The sequence below is a fragment of the Paenibacillus sp. CB74 genome (assembly GCF_055687625.1).
On record NZ_CM146009.1, the window covers coordinates 3,234,634 to 3,261,402 of the forward strand.

The 26,769-nt window shown below is 41.7% G+C and carries 20 protein-coding genes; 4 read left to right on the plus strand and 16 right to left on the minus strand.

Features of this window, described 5'->3' with window-relative positions; translation table 11 throughout:
* Positions 1 to 13: 13 nt before the first annotated feature.
* From ACX9NY_RS14265 to ACX9NY_RS14310, 10 genes are all read right to left on the minus strand, one after another.
* Positions 14 to 631: a distal tail protein Dit gene (locus tag ACX9NY_RS14265; RefSeq protein ID WP_472479002.1), complete on the minus strand. Its 618-nt coding sequence runs from the start codon at positions 629 to 631 to the stop codon at positions 14 to 16.
* Positions 632 to 650: 19 nt separating this feature from the next.
* Positions 651 to 4,112, minus strand: a complete 3,462-nt coding sequence (locus ACX9NY_RS14270; RefSeq protein ID WP_472479004.1) for a phage tail spike protein — start codon at positions 4,110 to 4,112, stop codon at positions 651 to 653.
* A gap of 41 nt (positions 4,113 to 4,153) precedes the next feature.
* Positions 4,154 to 10,702 carry a phage tail tape measure protein gene (locus ACX9NY_RS14275; RefSeq protein ID WP_472479006.1) on the minus strand — a complete coding sequence of 2,183 codons (6,549 nt, stop codon included), beginning with the start codon at positions 10,700 to 10,702 and terminating at the stop codon, positions 4,154 to 4,156.
* A gap of 50 nt (positions 10,703 to 10,752) precedes the next feature.
* Positions 10,753 to 11,163 (minus strand): hypothetical protein, encoded by a 411-nt coding sequence (locus ACX9NY_RS14280; RefSeq protein ID WP_472479008.1) that lies wholly within the window; start codon positions 11,161 to 11,163, stop codon positions 10,753 to 10,755.
* 29 nt (positions 11,164 to 11,192) lie between these two features.
* Entirely contained in the window at positions 11,193 to 11,675 is a 483-nt protein-coding gene (locus tag ACX9NY_RS14285) for a hypothetical protein (protein ID WP_472479010.1), read from the minus strand.
* Between the two features lie 254 nt (positions 11,676 to 11,929).
* A complete protein-coding gene (locus tag ACX9NY_RS14290) occupies positions 11,930 to 12,673 on the minus strand; it encodes a hypothetical protein (protein WP_472479012.1) in 744 nt (247 codons plus the stop codon).
* A 55-nt stretch (positions 12,674 to 12,728) separates the two neighbouring features.
* Positions 12,729 to 13,445, minus strand: a complete 717-nt coding sequence (locus ACX9NY_RS14295; protein ID WP_472479014.1) for a hypothetical protein — start codon at positions 13,443 to 13,445, stop codon at positions 12,729 to 12,731.
* Complete coding sequence (locus tag ACX9NY_RS14300; protein ID WP_472479016.1) at positions 13,445 to 13,927, minus strand: hypothetical protein; 483 nt, start codon at positions 13,925 to 13,927, stop codon at positions 13,445 to 13,447. The genes ACX9NY_RS14295 and ACX9NY_RS14300 overlap by 1 nt, the downstream gene beginning before the upstream one ends.
* 307 nt (positions 13,928 to 14,234) lie before the next feature.
* Positions 14,235 to 14,999: a hypothetical protein gene (locus tag ACX9NY_RS14305; protein WP_472479018.1), complete on the minus strand. Its 765-nt coding sequence runs from the start codon at positions 14,997 to 14,999 to the stop codon at positions 14,235 to 14,237.
* Positions 14,996 to 17,716, minus strand: a complete 2,721-nt coding sequence (locus ACX9NY_RS14310) for a hypothetical protein (protein ID WP_472479020.1) — start codon at positions 17,714 to 17,716, stop codon at positions 14,996 to 14,998. Before ACX9NY_RS14310 ends, ACX9NY_RS14305 begins: the two co-directional genes overlap by 4 nt.
* 269 nt (positions 17,717 to 17,985) lie before the next feature.
* Between ACX9NY_RS14310 and ACX9NY_RS14315 the strand changes: the two genes are divergently transcribed.
* Positions 17,986 to 18,564 carry a hypothetical protein gene (locus tag ACX9NY_RS14315; RefSeq protein WP_472479022.1) on the plus strand — a complete coding sequence of 193 codons (579 nt, stop codon included), beginning with the start codon at positions 17,986 to 17,988 and terminating at the stop codon, positions 18,562 to 18,564.
* Positions 18,565 to 18,688: 124 nt separating this feature from the next.
* On the opposite strand, the gene ACX9NY_RS14320 is transcribed toward ACX9NY_RS14315, so the two are convergent.
* A complete protein-coding gene (locus ACX9NY_RS14320) occupies positions 18,689 to 19,075 on the minus strand; it encodes a DUF423 domain-containing protein (RefSeq protein WP_472479024.1) in 387 nt (128 codons plus the stop codon).
* A gap of 332 nt (positions 19,076 to 19,407) precedes the next feature.
* On the opposite strand from ACX9NY_RS14320, the gene ACX9NY_RS14325 reads away from it, so the two are divergent.
* Both ACX9NY_RS14325 and ACX9NY_RS14330 read left to right on the plus strand, forming a co-directional pair.
* Positions 19,408 to 19,878: a hypothetical protein gene (locus ACX9NY_RS14325; protein WP_472479026.1), complete on the plus strand. Its 471-nt coding sequence runs from the start codon at positions 19,408 to 19,410 to the stop codon at positions 19,876 to 19,878.
* Between the two features lie 106 nt (positions 19,879 to 19,984).
* On the plus strand, positions 19,985 to 20,833 hold the full coding sequence (locus tag ACX9NY_RS14330; protein ID WP_472479028.1) for a DegV family protein: 849 nt from the start codon (positions 19,985 to 19,987) through the stop codon (positions 20,831 to 20,833).
* A 204-nt stretch (positions 20,834 to 21,037) separates the two neighbouring features.
* Here ACX9NY_RS14330 and pdaA read toward each other — a convergent pair whose 3' ends face one another.
* Both pdaA and ACX9NY_RS14340 read right to left on the minus strand, forming a co-directional pair.
* Positions 21,038 to 21,817 carry a delta-lactam-biosynthetic de-N-acetylase gene (pdaA, locus tag ACX9NY_RS14335; protein WP_339240926.1) on the minus strand — a complete coding sequence of 260 codons (780 nt, stop codon included), beginning with the start codon at positions 21,815 to 21,817 and terminating at the stop codon, positions 21,038 to 21,040.
* A gap of 96 nt (positions 21,818 to 21,913) precedes the next feature.
* Positions 21,914 to 22,324 (minus strand): hypothetical protein, encoded by a 411-nt coding sequence (locus tag ACX9NY_RS14340; protein ID WP_339240925.1) that lies wholly within the window; start codon positions 22,322 to 22,324, stop codon positions 21,914 to 21,916.
* Between the two features lie 207 nt (positions 22,325 to 22,531).
* Between ACX9NY_RS14340 and cysC the strand changes: the two genes are divergently transcribed.
* Positions 22,532 to 23,170: an adenylyl-sulfate kinase gene (gene cysC, locus ACX9NY_RS14345; RefSeq protein ID WP_339303221.1), complete on the plus strand. Its 639-nt coding sequence runs from the start codon at positions 22,532 to 22,534 to the stop codon at positions 23,168 to 23,170.
* A 110-nt stretch (positions 23,171 to 23,280) separates the two neighbouring features.
* On the opposite strand, the gene ACX9NY_RS14350 is transcribed toward cysC, so the two are convergent.
* Genes ACX9NY_RS14350 through ACX9NY_RS14360 form a run of 3 tightly spaced genes read right to left on the minus strand, consistent with a single transcriptional unit; the run spans position 23,281 to position 26,766 of the window.
* The gene (locus tag ACX9NY_RS14350) at positions 23,281 to 25,098 is read right to left on the minus strand and encodes an ABC transporter ATP-binding protein (protein WP_472479300.1); all 1,818 of its coding nucleotides are present in this window, start codon (positions 25,096 to 25,098) and stop codon (positions 23,281 to 23,283) included.
* Entirely contained in the window at positions 25,098 to 26,294 is a 1,197-nt protein-coding gene (locus ACX9NY_RS14355) for a nucleotidyltransferase domain-containing protein (RefSeq protein ID WP_472479031.1), read from the minus strand. Before ACX9NY_RS14355 ends, ACX9NY_RS14350 begins: the two co-directional genes overlap by 1 nt.
* Positions 26,284 to 26,766 carry a lasso peptide biosynthesis B2 protein gene (locus ACX9NY_RS14360; RefSeq protein ID WP_339261358.1) on the minus strand — a complete coding sequence of 161 codons (483 nt, stop codon included), beginning with the start codon at positions 26,764 to 26,766 and terminating at the stop codon, positions 26,284 to 26,286. The genes ACX9NY_RS14355 and ACX9NY_RS14360 overlap by 11 nt, the downstream gene beginning before the upstream one ends.
* Between the last annotated feature and the right edge of the window lie 3 nt (positions 26,767 to 26,769).

Consider the following 26,769-nt stretch of genomic DNA (forward strand, 5'->3'; position numbering starts at 1 on the left):
CTCCTTTCCGAATTCAGTTCAGTTCACTCCATGTAGTGTATTGGGGGTAATCGCTCCATTTAGGTCGTTTCGTATTTAGGGTGAGATGACCTTCTGAATTCACAATCACCGACTTGGAATCTATACCTGTTTTAAAAGCCGGTTTCCACTCATAGGTTCGGTCTTTCCATTCATACGTTCGCGTTGTCATTACCGGGGAGTAGGCATACGGCGAATCACATCTGAACGTCAATGTAATGTAACCTTGTCTCAGTCCATTGTGTATAAGTGTCGCCTCATCTACTACGAGTGCATAAAAAATCCTTTCAGGATTCAAACCTTCCTCCGTAGTAAATGTTAATTCCTGATAATAGTCATGCTGCGTTAACCATCTCGCCACTTCCCTGATCTTGTCTGAGTCCCAACTCTCTTCAAATGCAAAAGAGACCGAGAATTGCAACGGTTCAACCTCAGTTCTCATAAAATAAGGTTGATCCCTTCCCTTAATTTTCTCTTCCACAATACTCCGGGAAGGAGCAAAGTTCTCTTCCAACATACCACTGCTAAGATTGACGTTAATAATGCCAAAATCCACAGATTTTTGGCCTGCATACGAAAAATATAGGGCATCCCGAATGGTTATCGTAATCACCTCCTTTCCATATCTTCTGTTAATTCAGGTCTATACGTTGGCCGTTAATTTTAATATTGCGATTAGCTTTGATTTCAATATCACCATCGTTTTTCATATGAATGGTTGAACCGGCTTCTGTTTTGAAAATAATTTCTTTACCGCTTACTTCAACTGGTCCGGATTCAGACTCCATAATCACTTTGTCATCCATGAATTTCAGACTTCTTCCTCTTCCATTGGATTGTGCCGAATATAACAGTTCGAGGGACCCGTTGGGTTTGGTTATTAGACCTTTGCCATATTGCCTTGCGTCTCCCTCACCCATACTGATAATCGGATAGGCTGTCTGTCCATCTCCTTCAAAATACAGCTTCATTTTGGTCTTGTCTGTCATTCCATAGACCATTACTGGCCAGCTGGTTACTTCCGTTGTCATTTCACCAGATTGACTGGCATTACGCCAGTATAACTTTCGCCCATCTGATAACGCTTTATGTGTACCCGTTCCCGCCTGAACCATACTCGTCAGAAAGGATAACTCTTTCCCTTCAATCTTGATGTAGTTGGACCATCCTTGTACTGCCGCGCGGGTCAAAGTCGAAACTTTGCCAGACACGATTGAACTTATAAAACCATCCTCTGCCGTAACCATCGTTGCAGCGATCAGTTCTGCATCGATCGCTCCCGCACCTACAATGTCCCATTGATTCATGAATATTTTACGTTGCTCCGAATCAATCAACAGCGTGTTTTGATTATCCGTTATCTTCAGCTTCTTGAATTTGGCAGTACCGTCCATGGCAATGGATGCAATAGCATCTTCAAACTCTTCTGCGCCAGCCCAGAATCCTTTCAATGGGAACATCTTCATCACACCTGCCCCATCTCGCAAGGTTAGTGATGATCCTTCGATATGGCCATCTTTGAACAAAGAGTTTTGAATCTCTGCTGAATCCGCATAGAGTTTATTCATCCAGACATTGCCGTAATAATCTGCATGAAAAGGAGCTCTCGCCCATACACTGGACCCGAGAGCCAAACCATTTTTATCTATGGTAAAGACCTGATCATCCACGCCAGCTTTGACAAACAGATCTCCATCAAGCGAAGTACCGAATGTTTTATCAGCAATCCCGTTACGAAAACGTTCGATAATGAATCCTTCATCCGCTGTCATAGAAACGCGATTAACTTTGGTCGTATCATAACAGTTAGATGAACCGTACCGGTTCAGGAAAAATCCAAAACGATCCGGTTGTTCCGAGAGCAATCCGAGCTTCACAACTTCACGTCCACAACGGTCATCGATCATCAATCTGGACCCCTCAATGGTAAACACGCCTGTTGTATCGCCTATCACAACCCGCTGACCCAGAATAATCTTGCCTAGCACCATTTCAGCAATCAGTCCATCTGCCGTAATGGCCGTTTCATATCTTAGCCCGCCTGATCGTGTCAGGCCAAGTGCACCGTTTGTCAAACGTAGAAACCGTAATGGATCATCCGGATCAGTAATAGTAATCCCCTTGTTGTTAATATCCACTGTATTGTTAATGGACATATTGATTTCATTCGTAACCTTATTCCAGAATCGGTCAAACAGCTTACTCATATCAGATGAATCAACAACGGCTTGACCCCATTTTGTCTTATTGGTGTCAACAGCGATTGAGGTATTCTTGGTCTCATTTAGAAACCTCTCAATTCGGGTAGATTCATCATTTACATTTTTTATATTGGACAATGTCAGACTAATGGAAGACGAATCATAGTTATATTGAATCTCACTAACACGGGCGGTCACGCCAATACCAACTGATTCATATTTCACATTGACATAATCCCCAAGATTGAGTTTATCCCAGTTAAGCTGCTCCTCCACAATTTCCAGAAAGTTAACGATATCTATATCCACAGATAGTTGAGGTACCTGTAGTTCCCTAAATTTTTCAAGAGCTGCCTCGTACAGATCCTTTTCATCAATGTACTTGTCTTCATTAAATTCCCGTTCAATAACAAAGTAGTTGAGCTCCTGTAGTTGCTCTGAGGAAAAGTTGTTCTCAGCCGTTAATAAGGTCTGTAGCTGTGTAATTTGTTGCTTAACCGCCATAATCTTGCTGTTCAGGTTTGAAATTTCGACCTCTTTCAGGGATATCTGGTTCTTTTTCTGATCCAAACTATATCGATCCACAATGGTAGCTTCATTGGAAGAGGTCTCGTATTCACCCAGGCTTATCGTGTTCACCTGAATGAAGCAACTTGCTGCACCCCCGTTTAAACTTACCGTAACCGAATCAGTTCCCTTAGATCTGGTTAGCATCGTCCATTTCCCAGATACTGCATTGACCCATGTTCCATCCACTGAAACGGATACTCCAGCAGCAGGCTCAAGTCGCATAATGACAGCATATGCATAATCTGAATTAAGTTTAAACGTTCGAGATGAGTTGCCCGAATGAGTATATTTTTCCAAAAACATTTTATCCGCAAACTGTTGGGAAAGTGTCACTTCTTCCAAAACAGCCTCGTCGTTTTGTAACTTGTTCAGATCAATCTGTAATGGAATCAGATCCTTTTCATACTGTTGGAGTTGAGCCAGATACTGATTGAATTTCTCCTTGTTAGACTCAACTAGGTTATTGTAATCAAGTAAAGCATGGCATAGTGCATCAGACATCCAAAGACTTGAGGTAATGACTTTACGAGAAGAATCACGTTCAAACGGATACAACCAGTAGCCAAAATTTTCAATATAATTCTGTCCTGTAGGATTCACTTTCTGAATCCCTAAACCATCTCTGCCGCTGGCATATAATCTCGTAACCATTTCCTCAGCACTTGTCTCTCGATTCATGCTTTTTAACAATTTCCCATAACCCACGGTGAGTCCTCGATTAATTCCAGTTAGTTCTGGCTTGGTCATACTGATTAGTCGTTTTTCTGTATTAAAATGAACAATCGCGTTATATGTCTCTGCTACCGAGAATACAGCCTCAAGCGCACTGTTAGATGAAAAATCGAAGGTCCTGTAACTTAATTTAAAATCAGCATCCAGATAATCAATGTTCCAAAGCGTGTTGGCCAGCAGTTCCGTCAACACTTGTTCTGCATGATACGATTCTGCAAGATAACTATGGATACGCTTGTCTGACAATTCCCTGGCTAGAGAGTAACAACGGACGTTTAGCATGTCCGCATCACCCAGATCATCCCCTAGGCTATTTACCGTAAACCACTCTATCTTGGTACCTTGCACCATTTTTATTAAATATCGTTCTTTGATCAGATCTACATTTTTGTTTCTGTGCAAGACATGGGCAATATCCAGTTGGTACGGTATAGAGAACGATAACTCGCTAACATCATTTAAGCGTACACTCATGGAGTCATGACAAATCTCACTCATTTTGCTAATGATCTCCCGATTCGGCTTTGCTAAAAAATATTGGGGCTGTATAGGTTTTCTAAGATAATCTATAACACCTGGCAATGGCTTCACTCCTTTCTGCAAATATAAAAAGGAAGGGCTTCTGCCCTTCCCTAAATGGTTCTCCACTTTAATTTGTTATTCAACGCTTCTTCGAATTTGCCAAGCAAGTTCAATCCGGTATCGTTATCCTTAGCCATAATTTCAACTTTATCAATCTGAATTCGGTTATCCGTATTTCCGGCAACTCTATTCTCAGAAAATTTAAATGTACTAAAATCAAGACCGGTTTTGATTCGATCTGTGATCCCCCGAACAACATCTACAATCTTCAGAATATTGGATGTATCCGATTGATTCAGAATCAACTCTTTCTCATGGGCAAGCAGGAATTTCCCTCCTGCAAATGACGGAGTCATACCACCAGTATTCGCTGAAAATATATTTAGCTTAGCCAGTTCCGCAAAGCTATTATCAGGGAATTTATATTTCTCCCGATATCCCTGGTTCTCCTCTTGCAGCTTTTTGAATTCCTTTTCCAGTTGCTGATATTTATATGAGTCTGAATTATACAAGGCCATTTCTTTTCGGATTTTTTCAGCCTGATTCTTATTACTCAAATAATGTGTCCATGCTTTTCTTGTTTCCATCGTGCCTTGAATTTTAAATTCATTGGCTGATCCACTATTGTTGTTCCCTTGCGATGCTGAATCGGATGATGAATAGTCTCCTGCTTGAAATTTCCCTATGCCTTCCATCGATTGCTGAAAATTGTACGTCATATTCTGCATTTCTTGAGAGGTTTCAAATGCATGCTGTTTAATGCTAGCAAATAATTCGTTATACCTGTCGCCTATTTCGGTTAATTTTGCACTGACGACTGCAGCATCGTTACTCATCAACCCTTGCTTCAAATCATAAAAATATTTCTGGTTCTCAAGGATGTCCTTGTAATAACGTTCTGTTTTCTTCTTCTCATCATCCAGATTAGCTAACGTTGTCTCATGAAGATCGCTATCTTCTTCTTTGAGTTTATCTGTGTAGTTCTTATGATCGTCAAGTTGGTCCTGTAACCCCTGCTTAACAAGCTCTCTTTCACGATCACGTTCGTATTTAGCGATTTCTTCATCTACGGTTGAGAGTTGCTCTGTCAGATCTTTTCGTTTTGCCTTAGCCTCCATGGAGTTATCCAAAGACAAAACGTTAAGTTTGTCCACAATTTTCTGACGTTCATTCTTTTTTTTGGTCAACTCTTCCTCATAGTCGACAGAAGAATTTTCACGATCCAGTGCTTTTAGCCGTGCATTAATGTGCGTTTCAAACTTCTTCTGCTCATCATCCAGATGTTTATTTCGCTCTTTATGACGTTCATCTTCAGCTTTCCGCTGCTCATCAATGGCATCGATAGCAAAGTCGCGCTGCTGCTCAATGACTTTTTTGAAATCTTCAATAATTTTGTCTGCAGCATTCTCACGTAAGGCTTTTAATCGCTCATTTACGTCACTCATAGCTGAATTGTTGTCAATTAGCGCAATGTTTAAATCTTTCAGCGTATTGGTATACTTAACGGTCTGATCAGCGTTTAATTTGCCACCTGAAAGCAAATGTTCTACATATTTAATCTCTGCTTCTGTGATACGGTTCTTCTCTTGTAGAACAGGAACCTGGCTTGCAAGTTCCTTATTATATTCTGCAGATCCTTCCGTCATGGTATTCAATTTTGCATTGGAAAGAGAAACTAGATGATCTTGTTCCGAAAGCTTGTCGTTATAACTCCCGATATATGAATCTATCACTTTCTCTCTTTTAGCATAAATTTGAGACTCATCCTCTACGTTCTTTGATTCCAGATCTGCAATTTGCTTATTATACGTTTCTGAAGTTATTTTCTTATCTTTAAGCAGTTGCTTAATCTTGGCTATCTCTTGCTCTCTCAATTTAATTTGTTGACCAACATAACTAATTTGTGACTGTTCTTCTTTGCGCCATTCATCAGAATTACTGTATAACATGGATTGTTTACTTGTAGATTTTGCGATCTTTGTCTGTACTTTATCGATTGCCAATTCGTAATATTCAGCCCAGGAATCGATTAGCTTATGCCGATTATCGATTTGTAAGTTTTGGAGTTCATTAATTTCCTTGATTACTTCTTCTTCTGCCTTTTTCTTTTCTTCTGACGTTGCCGGTATTATTTCAGATGTACTTCCGACACTTTTTTTTGTTGAAGGGGCAGCGACCTTAGGGGCATTTCCCTTAATGGTGTCATAGTTATTTAATACTTTTGGAACGTAATTATAGGTCTCTTTAAATGGAATTTTATCCATACTTCCATTTTTAATCCATTCATCAACATTCCCAAACCCCGCGTTATACGCAGCTAGAGCATGCTTAACGTTCCCTTTGTATCTATCCAAGAGAAACTTAAAGTACTTGGTTCCCCCTTTGATATTCTGCTCAGGATCAAAACTATCTTTCACCCCAAGATCTTTAGCCGTAGGAGGCATTAATTGCATTAACCCTGCCGCCCCTGCTGGAGACTTTTTATTTGGCTTAAAATCGCTCTCTGTTTGTATGATAGCCGCTATCAATTTTGGGTCAACATTGTATTGCTCAGCATATTTGTTAATGTAGTTTGCATACTTACCTGAGTAACTCCCTGAAGATTTCATTGTAGTAGGAACGTTCTCAGAAGCAATATCATCTGATTCCTTAGTTGTTTTTATCTTGGTAGATATTAACTTCTCAGGATTTTGAACACCTTTCTTCAGGAGGTTTATCTTTTTCTCCATCAGTGAATTTTCTTCCATCAAAGATTTTCGATATGCAGCTGAACTGGTTTCCATATTCTTTTGTCTGTTGTGAAGATCATCCAAGGATTTATCCACACCTTGGATTTGTTTCTGAAGTTCGGTCAGAACCTCCGTGGTTTCTGTATACGTGTTATTGGCTTGTTTGGCGGAGTTTGCAGCCTTATCAGAGGACTCCGCGTTTTTCTCATTACTAATGCCCAAAGAATCCAGTGATGATGTCAACGCACTCATAGTGGCATTTGTGTTATGTACAGTTACTAAAAATTCTTCATAAGGGGCTGCAAGATTCTGTATATCCTTATTAAATTTATTACGCATCCCCTGATTTTCTGTTCCTAATCCTGTGTAATCCTCAACTTCAACGTCTGCAGCCAGCTTTAACCTGACTTGGGCTTGTGCAGCATTTAGTTCCGCAACGGTCGTAATGGCTTTGATTTCAATTCCCCAAGCTTTCAGTTTACTTGCTAGTACTTGGTTATTATTAATCAGCTCATTTTGACCTAGCAATTCTAATGTTTTGAAATAATCAACCTTGGTTTTCTTCAAGTTTTCCAAGGCTGATTTCTCAATTGTATAGCCGTCTTTGGTTTGTTTCACATGCTTGGCAAGTTCGGGATACTTCAGAATTAATGCATTCATCTCATCTGCTGACAGAGACTGCCCTTTGGATAGGTCGTGAATAACAGAGTTCAATTTGCCAATCTCTGAGGTAACACTATTGACCTCACTGGTGAATTTACTTAAATCGGTATTTACCTTGATAGGTTCCTCTAAAGGTGCTAAATTAATCTCCGCGATTGCTTGATTAACTTTATTTAACGTATCTATAGTCATATCACCAACGTTAGGCAACTGCTGTAGAAATGTCATTGCTTCTTCGGGTGTTTTAAATTCTTGATTCTGGAGGGCACTGAATATTTCTTTTGCATCGTCTTTAATTGCAAAAGCCGTAGCTTCACTCTGTGCTGCCATTTCAACATATATATCAACAAACTTTCGAGTTGACGCCTTAACCTCGGTCCCTTCTGCTTCTTGTAGATCTATGTAGCTCTGATAAGCTCCTTTGATTGCATCAGATTTAATATTGATATCTTTTTGGAACTCTTGGTTTAGTTGATCTAGTTTCGCTTTCTCACTTTCGAATTTATTGGCACCAAATTCTACATTGTACACCGTTTGATCGTAATCAGCTTTACTATAATTCTCTGGTCCTATTTGATTATAATATTTCAACAACTTTAGTTGTTTATTGTAGTTAACATCAATTGTCTCTATTAAATTCTCTTTTTCGTTAATTTTTTCTTTATTACCAGCTAATCTTCCCTCAATATCCCTTGACTGTTTGTTATATGCCAATTCAGCATTAAATCTTTCGTTCTCAATTTCTGTTTCTAGTTGTTCAATTTTCCCTTTAATTGCTTCTGTATTCTCACTCAGAGATTTAGTCTGACCGTTAAGTGACTGAGTTGTAATTCCGTATCTTGTAGACAATTCGCTCTCAATTCGAGCAAGCCTTGTTTTTTCTTCATAATTAAGCGATGCCTGGTTTGAGAGTTCCTCATACTCTATTGACAATGATTTCAAACCATTAAGATCGTATACCTTCTGATTCAACGCTTCTGTTTGATCAGCAAAATCCTCGGTGGCTTGAGTCGCGTTAGAGAACTTATTCATTAACCACTCTAAACCGGTACCAATTAGCGCAAACACAAGCCCTACACCAGTGCTAGCTAGTAGTGCCTTAAAAGAGTTTTTTAATATAGTAAGACTCATGCTCAACGCTTTGGTACCCGCACTCGCTGCAATAGTTGCAGCAGGAATTCCCATCAAACCAAGAACAGCCTTCGCAATCTCCACTACCAAAATTCGTAAAGAGGCGCTTAACAAACCTACGGCCATGCCTAAGAGACCAAATAATGCAAAGCTGCTATTTAGTTGGGCCATCCAGTTCAGTAATCCTGTAACAAGTGAAGTTATGGTGATAATGCTGTCTGATACCAATGCGTTACCCAGCGCAAGTGTGAGCGACTCCCAAGCAGTCTGCATATTTTGAATTCGTGCGCCGAGTGATCCCATATATTGCTCATTATCTCTCATTGCCGCCCCTTGGGAATGAAGGGCTGATTCCGATGCATTCACTGATGTTTGCCAATTCTGCATCAACGCAGTAAACGTTGTTGTCTGATCTTGTCCTGCCAAGCTAAAAGCCGTATTTTGTTGCTGAGCTTTCGTTAACTGATTCCATTTTCCCGCCAGTTCATCCAGTACCGTTATCACATCTTTGTCAGCTTTGGAGATCCCTACGGATTGTAGAGCCCCGGCAGATTGTTCATCCGAGCCAACTCTAGTATATATCGACTTCAGTCCTCGTCCGACGACATCTCCACTTTCCCGAGTAATACTGCTAATCGCTGCTGTATTTCCCAGTAGCTTTTCAATCGAAACTCCAAAGGATTTGGCTGCTGCACCAGCTGAAGTTAAGGATAATGCCAGATCCTTACTTGATACACCGTAGTTCCCACTAACTTCCTTGAGCTTATCTGCAACCCCCATACTCTTATTAGCTTCAATGTTAAAGGCAGCCATTGCACCAGTAAGCGTATTAACCGAATCACCTGGCGTCAAGTTGGATATATTCTGAAGCACACTTGCAGCTTTCCCAAGACTCAGTGTATCTGACTCGTTAAACCCCTGGTTGGCAAAACCAATTAAATTCCCGTTCACCTCAGAGATACTGCGACCCGTAGATTGAGCAATATGGATACTACCATCCAACATTCGCTCTTCGTTAAATGACTTCCCTATTGTCCTTCCTAACTGATTCATCTGACCATCCATTTGAATAATGGATTGAACTGCTTTTCTTAATACATCCATGGGCTGAATCAATGAGGTTACATTTCTCATCCATCCCCCAGCCATGGTTGAGGCACCTTGCATAACTTCACCCAAGGTTTTGATTTCTCCACCTGCTGCAGAAGACGAGCGTGTAGTTGCTTTAAGCTGTTCATTGACTCTAGCTAAATGCTCCGCAGAAGCTTTATAACCAACCGTAGACATGGATGAGTTAAGTATCAGCATTTCATTGCTTAGAGATCTTAACCCATTGGATACTGTTCCATTCAAACTGTATTTTTGACTTGCTTGAGCGATTTTTTCTTCTGTTTCCTTGATGGAATTACGCAGGTTTGTATCCATTTTTGCATTCTGTTGTAGTGCTTGCTGATGTGCTCGATCTTTGGACTCGTTGTTTCGGCTTGTTTGCTGTTCCAAAGCTCTGCGTGTGGCTTGTTCCTCACTAAGATTGATTTCACGTTGCTGGTTTAAGCGGTTTTGTTGATTAAGGAGACGTTGTTGTTGACCTACACGTTCCATCACTTTATCGTAATTTCTTATTTCACCGTCGTTATTGGTATTGACTGTGAGAAGTTGACCTGCATCATTTTTATATGTTTTAGAGTAACCGGTAATTTCACCTAATTGATTCTTGTTTGCTTTAATCTTAGTCTGTGTATATCCTTCAAGTTCTTGTTCTAATCGTTTAATGGATTTGCGTTGTTTGTCATAAGCTGCTGTTTCAGCAGCTGTCATATTACGTTGTCGTTCTTGAGCTGTCTGAATTCGTTTATATTCATCTATCGAACTCTGCATCATCAATTGATTCTGAACCATGGTACGATTCAATCTGTTCATGCCCTCTGCATAAGAGTTCATTCCTTGTACAAAACTTTGATCAAACTCAACTTTGACCTCAAGTTTGCTCATTTTATTTGAAAGTTCTCGAAGAGCCTTATTCAAATCTGTAATCACTTGATTGATATTTATATTTAAATCCAGTCCATTCTGCATTCATGAATCACTCCTCTTATAACATAAAGAAGCAATTCAATGAATTGCCCCTATTCTGCGTATTGTTCGAACTGTTCGCACAGTTGGTCGTAGACATCCGCTGTTTCTCCCTCCAACTGCAATGAACAACTCTGCAGGATTCGGTACATCGCTTGTAACATTGGCATACGTTCAGCAGTGGACTCGATCATCACTTGCTCTTCCAGTAACTCCTGCAGCTCTGTTTGAAGTGTTAGTGAATCTCGTGGAACCATACTGCCGTTTCTCATGACAAAACTGCCGTCTTCATTCTTTAACATGTGTTGATCTTTCAGCTCTTCCATTTCTTCATGAAACTGCTGATAGTGTTCAACCAATAACTTTTTAAACCGAGTGCGTATACGGCTTTCCTTGGCTTCCAGCTTGAGCTGGTGAAGGAATACAATGTGTTTTTCCAGATTTGCTTTCAAAAACACTAACATGAGTATTCTCCTTTTATAGATGTATTTAGTTAAATAATCTCATCTGTTAATTGTTGTGCACGTGTCACAGCCAACTCGGAGACCATCCCTGCCATTTTCTCTTGTAATGCCTTGAACTGATCTTCAAGCTTTCTTAGTTCCACATCTGGGAACTGTGTTAGTACTTCTTCCATAATTCCGTTATCTAGCAACATATTGGTTACCTTGATGAGTTTTTCCACATCCAGCTTTTTAGGAATCGGAAGATCTGAGAACTCTTTTAGAAGAAGTGTGTTATATAACCCAACTGTATCTTTGATGACTTGATCCGTAACATCTGTTTTCTGTCTAAGTTGATCGATTAGAGATAAATAATTGGTGTTCACATTATCAATTAGCGATTTTCGAAAAAAGGTATGAATCTGCACTTCATACTGTTGGTCTGTTACATAAATCGTTTTACGCTGATTGTTTTTTGAATCTAGCGTGCTTAAAGCTGCAGCCGTTAATTTTTTTGTTTTTGTCGTAGTCAATATGATCACTCCTGATTCTGATTTAATAGTCCTATTAAAATGAGAAATCCTGATATTACGGCTCTGTACTTGAGCAAATTATTAATGATATCAGGCGAAACATAGAAAAAGCCGCATGATTATGAATGAAGACACGCAACAATTTAAGCATATGACGAGGTGATATAATTCTGTAAAATGCTCAAGCTACTTCGGATAAACACAGAAAAGGGCTGAACCAATGGTTGGTCCAGCCCCATCCTTGCACCTGAATTTTAGTCTTCCAGTACGTCAATAACAACCATAGCTTTGGAATGAGTATCCTTCAGCACTTCACAAGTAAATGTAAATGGTTGCGGATCGCCCGTTGATGCCATCCCAATCGAGAATCCAGGCATTACTTTCAGTTTAGGAATAGTGTACACAGCCTCCACGTCGAAGCCATCTTCATTCTTCCAATTCGTCGTGCCTTCAAGAAGATATGTTCCTGGGAACACATCCGAAGCAACCGTCATACTTTGCGTAGTATCTGGTGCTGCATAGTAATAATCGGCAATAACTTTATCTCCCTCATTAAGAGTGGCTTCTGTAAATGTCACAGTATTACCTGTAATAGGAGAGGCTGTGAGCTTGGCATCCATAGATGATCCGTTTGATGTTTTGAAGAAATGTGCCAACTTGGATGTAAGCGGGGCATGACCAAGTTTGATTTCTCCTGTCTTACTCACTTCAAAAACCTCTTTTTTATGCACAGGTTTTGTGCCTTTTACAAATTTAGATCCTGTAAGAACAGCGAGGGATTCTTTGGAGATCAACGCATCTTCCATTGTCATGGTTACATCCTTCTCGGAATCCCAGCCGATAAGCTTCGGATGCCCTTTTCCCCCACGTGCATATACAGTCTGTCCAGCGAACTCCATCGACGATGTCGTCAAACTTTCCAAATAAACGACCGGTTCCCCAGTCTTAACATCTTTCAATACTACATCCAAAATTTCACGTGATCCATATCTGCTCATAAAAAAATACCTCCGATAGTTTTATATAGTTTAATTTGATTAGTAAATCTGCTTGTTAATTTAATGGAGAAATCCAATGTTTTAACTTGATACTTTTGGAATCCGCCCCATGTAATAAAGCCTGGATGTTAACTTCATAATCATCTAATAGCTTCATGCGATTAAATTGATCATTGAATTGAAAGAAATTCAGATCAAATACATTAAGAATGTTGATTCCATTGGCGTTAGAACTCAAGATGGATATCAAATCGGTAAAAGTTAAAACGTCCTCTGATGACGAACTTTCTTTTAATTCACGCACTCTGCGTTTTCGTGCAAGCATCTTTTCTCGTAATGCACTTGCCCGCTCATTGAGTGGATTGAAATCATCATCTTGCTTTGTCAATACACAGTGTTGAATCTGAATAATTTTGATGATATGTTCCAGATCAGAATAGGACAAGCTGATGTCACCAGCCATAATACATGAATCTGAATAATTGAATTGAATTGCAACGTCAAGAAAATAATGAAAAGCATTCAGATAAGTAGAAACCAAGCTTTCGTTCCTGCTGTACAATAGTAGTTCAATCAGCGTACCATCATACTCTTTCAGTGAAAGGGATGGATACACATCCTCTATCCTAAGACTGACCAGATTTAGCTTTTCATTAAAGTCCTCATATCCTTCTTCAACGATTGCATCCAGTGACTTGGGAAAAATATTTAGACCTTGAAATACGACGGGTTTGTTAGCCAGCGTTCTTAATTTGATGTACTGTACATTCATCAAGCAAAATCCAGCACGCGATACGCAATGCTATCTCCATAGTAGTTAGCGTTTATGTCCAGAACATCCATCTTATAAAACTCCAATCGCCCCAAGCCTAAATCTTGATTCTTAGCGAAAAGTTCATCAATTTTACTGATAATATAATCCGTGCGTAACAGATCACTATTGGACTGACATAGCTGACGATGCGTATACACATTAAAACATAGAATTCCTGCTTTATACTGATGCTGAACAGGTAGAATATTCTCAAGTGAAATAGAAACTACAGTCTTCAGTACATCTTCATTTTCACCGGGAATGCACCGGTGCGGGAAAATCCGTTTGTATATGTATTGTTTTGGATCTACTACAATGGATTGTTCTAGATAGTCCGCTGTATCATAAGCAACAGCCTTCATCAGATCCTTTGACGTCAGCAACTTGTCAATAATCTTTTCTCTCGTGCTACTTAATTGAATGAATGCGGATCGAACCATACAACACCTTCTTTTTTGAGTAATGGAGCAGCTCTGACTTGTGTCTGCTTAGAATAACTTTTGACAGAGCAACTAGGATTCATTTCCAATTAACGTCCCCCTTCTACATAAATGGTAAATAGACAGCAAAGGTCCCTTCATGGGAGTCTTTTACCTTGACTATCACTAAACACTCTCTTGAACAAACGTGGAAACCCTTGGTGTGACAGGCCTAGAGGTTATATTCTAATGAAGAGCAGACCAGAAAATAAAAAAGCAAACCATGATCCATACGACCATGATTTGCTTCAGAAACGGCTCATTCAGACTAATTCAAGATAACTACGACCCCTTGATGATATCCAGCTTTCTTGCAGTCCTTACAATACTTCATTCGATTCGACTTGGCCAACATGCGTTTTCCACAGATGGTACAGACCTTAATATTCTCGCCTTTCCATCGTAGGTACTCTAACACAAAATCATCGAAACGCTCCAAATAAAAAGCAATGGTATCATTCTCACAAGCAAACTGCACTTGTACATTTGTAGAATCAACTCGCTTGCTCCCTATGAGATAACCCTGTTGAATCAGTTTATACACCAGCAGCCCTTGATCCTTTTTACTAACTGCCATTTGACTGTCACTGTACACTTCTTTCAAAACGTTATTAACCCAATACGTACTATTTTCATTGATAAGGTTGTTAATTTTGCTATATACCAGCATTACAAATGCTAATTTCTCTAATCGTATGCTTTTTAATGCTTTGATCTTTTGGAGTTCAGCATCTGTTACAGGAATTTTATTAATCTCAATTATTGCACTCTTTTGTTCTTCTTTTCTCTTTTTTATCCAGGTTACAGTCTGTTTGATAACACGTGTTAGATACGTATCCCATTGAACAGCATTATAATCTGGATAGTGTTGGGTCATAAATTGGTTTAATGACATATGAACTTCATGCTCACTTTTCCCTTGTTCAAATTCATATTTGGCCAGACATGCCAACGTTTTGGTTGGCTTCTTATCCATGATCCCATGTGCAATGGCCTGCTCGGCATGATGACGTTCATTCAGAATGATTTTCAAGGGCGCTGCTCCTTCACATGCATTTGGGTCATTTTAAAGGTTCTCCCGGCATATTCAATATCGCCGTCCGGGTCTCTAACCGGATAATGGATGATGCGATCATTGCTATGCAACAGATTGCGAATAATCTGATCTCCCGACACATCCCATACAAATTGCTTCGATTTCTCGGCATTTCGATAACACATGTCCACAATCATATTGCACAGATCTTCTTCATTATTACAGATCTCCAGCGCCTGCTCCTTAAAGCGGGAAACAAACAACTGCCATCGGGCTGATCTTTCTTCCTTCCTCACCTTACTCTTGCGTAAATTGGTCATATAGCTACGTAGTTCTTCGTTATGCATCTGATATAATCGTTGAATCTCTTTATAACGAGCTTGGGAGTATTTTTTGGTACTCATCAATATCGTATGATCAAACGGCCTTACGGTCTGTTTCAACTTTAAATTGTTGAACTCTTCTTCCACTTGAAGGCATAACCGGTTCATCACGGAAGGTGCTTTGGATACAGGCATTCTCTGTTCATACTGTGCCAGGAACTGTTCCTGATTCGGTGATAGTTCCTTCTTCGAATACAATTCATCAACAGTCAAGCCAAATAACTGCAAACACTTCTGACTCGTTTTTTCTACATAGGTGGTATATTCTTTTTTCTGCTCCGGGTCATTATATATGAAAAAATAAGGCTTCTTATGCGCTACCATTTTCAAGGCTGACTCATCCGTTACCGCAGCGCGAATATCATACCAGTGTTTCGGCATCTTTTTACATTCAATCCCTTTGGCTTGGTCAATGGCATTTTGCTGATAATGCTGACCACATTGAATTCGGTACATCATTTCCTGATATTCTGCACTATGCTCCTCATAATTGGCTAATACATCGAACATCGACGTGATTTTATTGGTTGTAAAACCGATCAGATCTCCAAAGCTGTCTTTGTTGGCCTGGATTAGATCCTTCTCATCCGGAATTTTTTGGGCTGAAGTTTTCTGCACACATACAATCGCATCAAGCTCCTGAATTGCTCCAAGAATCGTTGCGTTATCCGTAGTCAAGACTTGATCACTATCCATATCTGCACCATTCAGAGAATGCGTCGTCGTATCCCATGAATTCAAGATCGTGACCGTCTTCATATAGCGATACCAATGTTGCATTTCATCCGTATTCTTGAAACGAAGTACCTTGATATTGTTATGACAAGTCATTGGAGCTCTGAAGCAAGCCACGCTATTAACATGACGCTCATTCCAATAGCTGGAGTAAAACTCACCTGAACTCAGCAGTCCAGTTAAAGGCATACCAAATATGCTCTGACTCAATGTATAGGGATCGCCAGATATAATGCTAAAATTGCCTTTGACTCTCAGCACACCGATCTTGGCTTCATTCATTCGTTTGCGTATTAAGGTATGGATTTTGCTTCGCACAAAAGGATCATCTATAAGTCGCGGGTCTACCATCAGCCCTTTAATATAATCATCCGGACTATTTCTGTAGTCATTCTCATGAATATGTATTCCTTTGAGAAATAACAGTGCCTTGCGATGGTCCTCGCCCAGTACATCTGTAATCGAGTCAATAGTGGGACGAATGAGTTCACCAATCTCGTTATCATCCAATTGAAGCGACTGAATGAACTGATAGTTTAAATGACGCTCATCCTCTAATTCTCCGGGTGTAACTTTCGTAACGCTGAACGTGTAGCCATAATAACCGCAACATAACAGGTAATCATCAATACTGTTATACGAGCTCCATAGTTTGAGCATCGACGTTGTGAGGATCAGATCTACTTCTCGGATATCCACAGGGTTACCCCAGGCATCGTCCACCATATACTTGCCTGCAACTTGATCTGCAAATTCGTGATAATCAAATGTAAATACCATTCCTTTACAGAAGCTATTACGAATACAAAATCCACTCGGGATATATGCATGCCCCAGTTCGATTGCCCATCGTTCACTAAGTGCAGGAGAGATAAGACCGAATCCGTCACTCATGTTCATTTGAATAGACTCATTTTTCCTGCGCTCAATGCGAGGGTACTCTGTCTCGGTATCATCAATCTGAATAATGTCCGCTCCAAATTCGGTTATACAATCATGAACAACCAACACACGTTCAGGATGTGATACAGGCGTGCTTGTACTACAAGCCAAGGCCTTGTATGCCTCCAGTTTGGCAGGAACCAGTTCTTTATTGGGATCTCTGCCATTATTCAATCTTTTCTCCAAAAGCGGGTGAATATCCTCACTCACATAGATGACCGTCGAACTTTTGGCCCCACCTGTTGTCGCCAATAGCCGCTTGTATTTCTTACCGTTGATGGAGAAAGCTTTCGATGAATTCAGCCGATCGTAGTCTTTATTATTTTCAATGACCACCAGCAGGTAATCATCGACAAATTTCAGATTTTTCAGTTCTTCATGTCGTTTCTTCATTGTTCTTTTATGCTCGGCATTGGTTTTCAAAACTTTTAATTGCTCTATATCCAGCTTGATTCTAGCCAGATTCTGTTCCCTTTCCATGTAGCCTCGAATACGATCTATGAAACGAAACACTTGATGATTTCCTATAGATGCCACTTCTCCATTAACTGTCGCTTCTTGATAAGTAAGATGCAGATCATAATCCGCTTTTCTAATTCTGGAAGATGTAATTTTATAAACGTATCTCAATCGATCCTGATATGCATTGCCCATTCCCGATTCCCCCTGTTGCTTCCTGTCCTGATTAAATAAATTATAGAGTAGACCCGCGCGACTGACGCAGGTGAACAGGATGATCAGGGGATGAAAAAAGAAGAATATTAGTTCTATTATGGGGAGAAATTAAAGGGCAATCCGGGTCTTGATTCATTTCAAATCGGCATATTTCCCCTTCTCTAGCACTATGATAAATTCATTTTTAATGATATAGTGGATTGAAGCGTTTTTTTAAGCTGACATATCTTTTAACGGGGCTGGGATGAATGAAAGAAACCTTATCCAATCAAGAGGAAATCGGCTTTTTATTTAATGTCGATATACTTATTAAGAGCCGCTCAAATGCATTGGCACTGCAGTCCCTGTTGGAGTTCATAAACAAAGAGGAACAAATTGCGGACTTTCGGATTCAATCCGGCATAGAGCTAGGCAAAATTATTGAAGCGACACTCCAGTCCAAGAAGGACTCTTTCGTCACACTTCACAATGAACGTAAAAAATCACAAGTGAGCGCGGCACAGAAGGCGTCCGGTTCTACGCAGACACCTACCTCAACTGCTCCAGCCAAAACACAGAACAAGCAAGAAACACCTGCTATTGAGAAAAAGACCTCTACTCAAACATCCAATATTTCCGAAGGAAATTCGTTTGATGCGTGGATTGACACGCTCATTAAAGAGAATCGACTTACCCGTATTGTGGTCAATAATAAGAACGGTAAACATCAGAGCATTCCATGCCGCATTTTGAATTTTGATCGGGATAGTAGTATTGTGAGCATATACCATGTCGATGAAAAACAGGTGTATACGTTCCGAACCAATGAAATCGATGAGTTTCTGTAACCTACTTCATCGGAATAAAACAAAAAGCAACTTGCGTTAGAATGACGGGACATTCTAACGCAAGTTGCTTTTTTAGTTCGATGGTTCATGTAGGATTGAACTCTCCGAGATTCCTTCGACCCGATCAGGAGCGATCCTTACCTCGTTGCCATACATCTAATGCCAATAACAACCATCCAGCAATGAAGGCTATCCCACCAATCGGTGTGATGGCTCCTAGAATCTTGATACCAGAAATGCTAAGCACATACAAACTACCCGAGAACACGATAATCCCGATAAACAACAAACGTGCTGCCCACTTTAGTTTCGTCGATGCCCCAAGCTGACCAGCCGTCAAGCCAATAATGAGCAAGCCCAATGCATGAATCATGTGATATTGCACACCCGTCTCATATGTAGCTATGGCCGCCGGCCCAATCGTATCCTTAAGCATATGAGCACCAAATGCGCCGATCGCCACCGATAGCATGGTCATTACAGCTCCAAGCATCATCCATCTTCGTTGCATGTAAGTTCTCTCCCTTATTTCAACTACTCTTCACTCCTATCATTGTAGCGAATCCACTCCTCCTTTGCCAGTCGGGACGAGACTTCAAAGATCATATGTCTGTTTATACTTAACAATTCTATCTCCGCCCTATAAATTGTAGGAAACAAGCGTAAATCCTTGATCTTTATCGTTATTTATGGAAAAGTAAACAGGTATGTCATCGTTGTATTTTAAGTGCAAGTCCAAAAAAGTTGGTGTTTCAGTACCGGAAAGATGGGAACAAGCTAATAATTACTCATCAATTAGGTTAATAACACTCATAAGATGTTTAAGGGAGGCAAGTTACAATTATGGATAATCGCGATTCCTATAATTCAGGTTATAACAATACGGATCAGAACCCTGGCCATACAGATCCATACAATAACAACAGTTATGATCCATACCCACCAGATCATGAGAGACAACCGATTGTACCACTGAAACATTCCGGACCTGGTATCGCCAGCTTTGTCATAGGATTGGTTGCGATTTTGGGTTACATTCTGATATTCTTTATTGCCACCATGGCTATAAACGAGTCCATCGGAGTGCTCACCCCGTTGCAGGCAGAAGAGATAGCCTTACATCCAGCAGTGGTTCTGGCTTCATTAGCCATTTTGGTCGGTCTGATTCTCAACCTCGCCGGAGGCATCCTTGGAATTATTGGTCTTGTCCTCAAGAATCGAAAGAAAGTCTTTGCCATAATTGGAACCATATTAAATGGAATGATGATTCTGTTATTCGTTGCACTTATTGTGATAGGCATGAACATGATGTAACGGTTTGCATCAGCGCCTTGTTTCCTTATAATTAAAAGGAATGGGTCTACACATAAGTATAATCTATATTTTTTTGCCAAAATCATTGTTTTCAAAGGAGATTGACATGTCACGAATCAAAATTTTTGCGGACAGCACAAGTGATCTGGCTCCAGAATGGATCCAGCAGCACGATATCGGCATTATCCCCTTATATGTGGTGTTCGGTGATGAATCACTGAAAGATGGTGCTGAGATCAAGCCTGAACAGCTATATGAACGTGTCAGCCAAGATGGGCGTCTTCCCAAAACGGCTGCACCTTCCCCCGCTGATTTCATGACGGCATTTCAACCTTACATAGATCAAGGGGATGAGATTCTATATATCAGCTTGTCTTCTGAACTTTCCTCTACCTATCAAAATGCACGACTAGCGAGTTCCGAGTTCCCCGAAGGTCGAATTTCGGTTATTGACTCACAAAATCTCTCATCAGGAATTGCGCTGATGGTGATGAAAGCTGTATATGCTGCCGATCAAGGACAAAACCTGAATCAGATTACACACCTGATTGAGGCGATGAAACCAAATGTACGCACCGAGTTTGTCATCGATACCCTGGAGTATCTGCATAAAGGCGGACGCTGTTCAGGCATGCAGAACCTGATTGGCAGCCTGCTCAAGATTCGCCCTGTCATCCGGGTAACGGATGGCAAGATGGCACCTGCCTATAAAGTGCGCGGTAAACGGGAGAAAGCGCTGGAACAAATGCTAAATAATACACTTAGCCAGAAGGATCAGATCGATCCAGATCTGCTGATCGTTGTGCACACCATGGCCGAAGAGGATGCGTTGGACTTGCGGAAATCTTTGCAGGAACAGACGGGGGCCCGGGTGGAACTAACCACGGCTGGGTGTGTAATATGCAGTCACTGCGGCCCGAAAACAATTGGAATCATCTATAACACTGTTTTATAGTATTACACGCACCATCGTATCGTATTATCCAATCCTTTCTTCTGGATCTGTATATGGTTACATCCACTACTTGGACTGGGCATACGATATATAAGATACAACCAAAAAGGGCATTCCGAGCCTAATCGCTCAGGATGCCCTTTCATATTTTGCTACACTTTTGAATGACCCACATGGGGTCCATTGTTCTTTATGTGACGTGAATCAATAACTTTTGGTTCGCAAATCATCCAGACTTTTAAACACATATCCTTGCTTGCGTGCCTCATCAATAATGGAGCCGAGTGCTTCCGTGTTATCTTTGGATACCGAGTGAAGCAAAATGACAGCCCCTGGATGAAGTTGCTTCAATACCTCTTGATGAGCATATTGTGCACCACGTTGCACATTGGTATCCCAATCTTTGTAGGCAACAGACCAGAACACATTCACATAACCCTGAGCATGACTCTCTGCAAGCGTGCGATTGTTAAAGATTCCGCGCGGTGGGCGCAAAAAGGTCGCTTGTTGACCTGTCAGACGATTCACCTCTGATTTGACCTTCTCCAGTTCCACTTTAAGCTTTTCATTGGAGATACGGGTCATATCCGGATGACTCCATGAATGATTACCGACGATATGACCTTCAGCCGCCATGCGTTTGACCAACTCAGGCTGATCTTTCAGATAATGACCTGTTACAAAGAAAGCAGCTGGCACCTTCTTGGTACGCAAAACATCCAGTATGGCAGGCGTGAATCCATTCTCATACCCGTTATCAAACGTGAGATACAATTCCTTTTGCTTTGTATCCCCCAGGAAAATGGCATCGTTATGTTGTAAGATCGATTTGAAGCCTTCCTGATCAATGGAGGGCAGCTGACCGTTTTGACTCTTTTTGAAGCCAAAGTGATATGCTCCGGTAACCGGTGATGCTTCAGTCTGTGCCGGTACCATACTGATGGATAACAGTGCCACCAATATATATAGAACCATTCGCTTCATTCCATCCGCTCCTGTTCCTGAAAATTCGGTTAGTCGTTTGCATACACGAACACCTTCAGGTAATATGCCACAGGAACGGCTAATGTATGTAAATTATCAACGATCAAAACGTTTATTTTCAGGTTGTGGCGGAGATTGATAGAACAATTCAAGCAAGGTCTGGGGTTTGCCACTGGAAGCAAGCCATTCCCTCACGGTCTGTATGGCGCGAGTCTGTCCATCTCCCCGATCACGCCATGTAAGCAGCTCGATAACTTTGATAATTAAGGCGGACATATTGTGATTATCCAGTTCAGAGCGTTCTGCCCTCAGCTTGTGATACAATGCCTCCTGTTCCCAATCCAGAAGAATCTCATCACCAATGGTTGGCTTCAACAAGGTATATGCTCTGTCACAACCTTTGCAACGAACAGTGCTGACCTGTTCATCTATAAATTCCACTCGAACATCCTGATGGCAATCCGGGCATTTGAATCCAACTTGTATGTTTTGTATGTTTTCGTTCATGGCCTTGTTCCTCCTGCGATGTGAGCATTCTACATCATTTCATGCAAAATACTCCTTGGATATATGCATATTGCTTATGTATGTACTACATCTATACCCGATATTTTGTCGATTCACGCTTATTTTGAAGAAATCTGTAAGGTGCTATAATCTTGTAAATATGTTAAAATATTATACATATCATGGTAGGGAAAAGGCGGGATACACATGTCGAAGGAAGAGCGCAATATAACCTGGCAATCATCCAACATCAACAGACAAGACCGGGAGAAACAACATGGGCACCGTAGTCGTGCCATCTGGTTTACCGGGTTATCAGGTGCAGGAAAGTCATCCCTTGCATTTGCCCTGGAGCAATATCTCTATGACCAAGGCGTACGCTGTTATGTTCTGGACGGGGATAATGTTCGTCATGGACTGAACCGTGATCTCGGTTTTACAACAGGGGATCGTCAAGAAAATTTGCGGCGTATTGGCGAAGTGTCCAAGTTAATGGTAGATGCCGGGTTGTTTGTCCTTTCAGCCTTTATCTCTCCAGATGCACAGGATCGGGAGATGGTCAGACAGTTATTTGAACCCGATGATTTTATTGAAATCTATGTGCGCTGTTCAATTCAAGAATGCGAGCGGCGTGATCCCAAGGGTCTATACAAAAAAGCACGCAACGGTGATATCCCGCATTTCACAGGCATTTCGGCCCCCTATGATGTACCAAAATCTCCTTCATTCATCATCGATACAGAGCAATCGTCCATTGAGGAAGCCGTGCAAGAGATTGTACAACATTTGAAGCAGATCGGCGCTCTTCAGCTTCCGATCCCTTCCAATACAGCACTAGTTCATTAATCCTTCATTATACTAGCCCACTTACATGAAAGGCGCGCCCGCAGTGGCGCGCCTTTTAACATAATGATTGCTGGTTATCCTTCGATAAACGAATATACAGAAAAACTTACTTACTGTCCTACAACACCCGCTTGCATATTCAGAAGTTTACTGAACGTCCCTACCGGATCAGTAGATAACTGCTGGTACCCGCCCTCTTGAATCACCCGACCTTCATCGAGCACAATGACACGATCCGCTGTCCGAATCGTAGACAATCGGTGTGCAATCACGATAATGGTCACATGTCCTTTCAGTCGTTCCAGTGCCTCATGAATATACTGTTCATTCTCACTATCGAGCGCACTTGTTGCTTCATCCAGTACCAATACCGAAGGATTCCTCAGCATGGCCCGGGCAAGCACCAATCGCTGACGTTCGCCACCGGATAGACGAATACCCCGATCACCAATAATCGTATCCAGACCCTGAGGCAGCTTCCGTACAAAAGCCGCAGAGGAGGAAAACTGCAAAGCCTGCCACATCTGTTCTTCACTTGCATTGGGATCAACCAGACGCAGATTCTCACGAATACTGGTATGAAACAGGAAGGGGTCCTGGGAGACATATCCGATAGAACTTCTCCAGCTCAATAAACGCTCTTCTGACAGAGGAACACCGTCAATCAGAATACGACCGCTCTCTGGCCTTACAAGACCCATAATCAGATCGATTAGTGTGCTCTTGCCTGCTCCAGATTTACCCACAATCGCGGTCATGCCACTTGCGGGAATCGAAGCCTGCACATTCCTCAAAGAGTACGTATCACTTCCCTCATAACGATAACAGACATCCTCACATGTGATCGATTCTTGAAATACCATGGGTTGAATCACATGAGACCCCGTCTCTCCCGCTGAAGCCACTTCTTCACTAATCTCACGACTTTTCGCCGTCTGAGCTTGCATTTCTCTTACCACACGGAACGCAGGCAGCATGGAGCTGATGTACTCCAGATTGGACTGAATCGCTGTAAATCTAGGCCATAAGCGGGAAAAAATAAGGATGATGAGCAGCAGACTTGCAGGTGGCACCGTCATTACACGAAGAGAAAGATAAATGAATGCCGCAATAATGATCGCCGCAGACATCCGATGAATCAGCTGTGTTCCACTGTTCAATTGGCTAAATTGAATGACATTGCGTTCAATCTGTCTGCACATACGCTCGAACCAATTCATGTGTGATCGCTCAAGCATATTGCTCTTAATATCCTTAATTCCGTTAAAATGCTCGGTTATGCCATTATAATAACTTTGCGAGAATTCAGAAGTCTGATCCCCGATCTGTTTGGCTCGCTTGACAAATTTTCTCAAGACCATAAAGAGCAGCAATCCACAGACCAACACAAGTGCTGTCAATTTCGCAGACAACCAGAAAGCCAGACCAATCTGTATGCCCGTAAAGATCAGGGAGGCTGTCATTTGCAGTACAATGCCTGTGCCTTGGCTGACACGTGCAAGCTCAGTCGTTAATATATGGTTAAAATCGGATTTTCGTTTTTGGAGAAAAAATGACCACTGCGCCATAATAATGGCACCATAGGTTTCCATGCGCAGCGTTCGTACAAATTGCTGCTGGATTCGAGTATTACGGATCGTCTGAAGACGCTGCATCCAGGCCTGTCCGGAGACAATCAATACAAAGGTGAACAATACGAGTAACAATTGGCCATTCTCAGAAAAACGATTCAACATTTGTCCAATCCAGGGAATGTTCAACCCAGCGGAGCCCATCTCAAATATGCCGATCAGACTCAACATCGGAACAAGCATGTAGATCCCGATCCCTTCCATGAGACTGATACAGATCATCCCTAGCAGATTCCAATATAAAATGGGCCCCGTGACATGATGCAGCTTTCGCATAAAATACTTTAATTCCGAGATCATACTTTACCCCTCTCCGTGACCGTATACCTTTTAATTCGCCGCCAGAACCAGAGAAACGGACGTAACGGAAAGTACAGAAAAAACAAAGAACGCGGAAGCGGCAGTTGATCCACATCCCATGTACTTGGATATAACCGCTCAATAAAGAAAAACCACTTCTGTTTCGTACTTCGGAGTTTAAACAGATACGACGGATACGATTTCATATCAGCCGGACTTTCCAGCATATCATTCATGAACTCTGCGCCTTTACTCGCTAATCGTTTGCCTGTACGATCACTCAAGGACATCAAGGACCTGTACTCTGTATCCAGTGGCGTGTTCAGCAGATCTGATGCCAAGTGAAGAGCCTGTGAGCCAATGGACAAACGTCCCTCCGCTTTCAGACGCCGTTCTACTTTTTTCACATCGAGTGGCATGCTTCGAATCATCTGATCGATATCCAGCAACCAACGCAGTCTGAACCAGCCATGACGTGCTCCATGGGTTACCAAATAAGCCCAGAGATCTTCTTGTTCAAGCATACGAACAGGTGTCTGTGTGTATGAACTGAACCGGCTCCGTTTCCACAACAATTCAAAATCGGTTTCTTTGCCCGAATCCGGGTTCAAACGCCAATGAATCTCCACTTGAGTCCTTTTGACCGGATGGATGTAACAGATATGATGTTCCCGCCATTTCCAGCTGCGAACCGTAGGTGCCCGCTCCCCTTCCTTGGATACGTAACCAAGGGTAGCCAGAATGCCTTCAGCCGCTTCCACATCATCGAACGGAATCAGAATATCCAGGTCTTTGGAGGTTCGCATGGATACATCACCATATAGATCATGGGCCAGCGCAGGCCCCTTCAGCGTAATATTACGGATGCCGTGTTCACGGAAAGCTCCACACACCTGTTCCATTTCAGCTGTCAGATGTAACATGCGAAACGTATTGGCCGTGTATTGTTGTCTCAAGCTCTCCATAACATCTGCTGGAATGATCACCGAGTTCAATTCTTTCATTTTCAAATAAAGGACAGAGTATAAGCGGTGATGATAGACCAGCCGCAGAAAGAGCTGCCAATCCGTTCCTTGTAAACCGGCCTTGCGTTCTTCAGGGGATAGAGCCGTCAGATCACCTCTAATGATGCTCAAAATCAGCTTAAGTTCCTTCGGAAATCCTGATGAATAGAGTTCACTTTCATGTATCATAGACAATCTCCCCAGATCCCTTCTCCGGACACCGTTTGCCAAACACGCCGACAACCGTATATTGGTCCATAGTATCAGCTCCGGTCACGATCAATTTACCACTTCGCAGCCAGGCATGAGCCATCATATGTCCTTGCTTATTCCGCGCAGTCCCCATGTATAACGTACTCTCTATCTTGCGACGCTCAAGCATCTTCATCCCGGCAATCGCCATTACAAGGCAGCGGCTTTCCCATAACGTATATTTACTAGCAAGCGAAATCGCTTTGGAAATATTCCGGATAGCGATGACCTCGCTGCGATCAATTCCTGTCATCGGCGTTTCAACCATGGGTGTACCCAGACCTGGGGCGATTTTGGCGAATGGCATAGCCTTCTGTATGCGCGCCCAGCCAAGGAAGAGATAGGCCTCCCATATCAGTCGACGCATCGCCCGCGGGAGCGAGAGATAAGCCTTTATTTTTCGCAACATCAT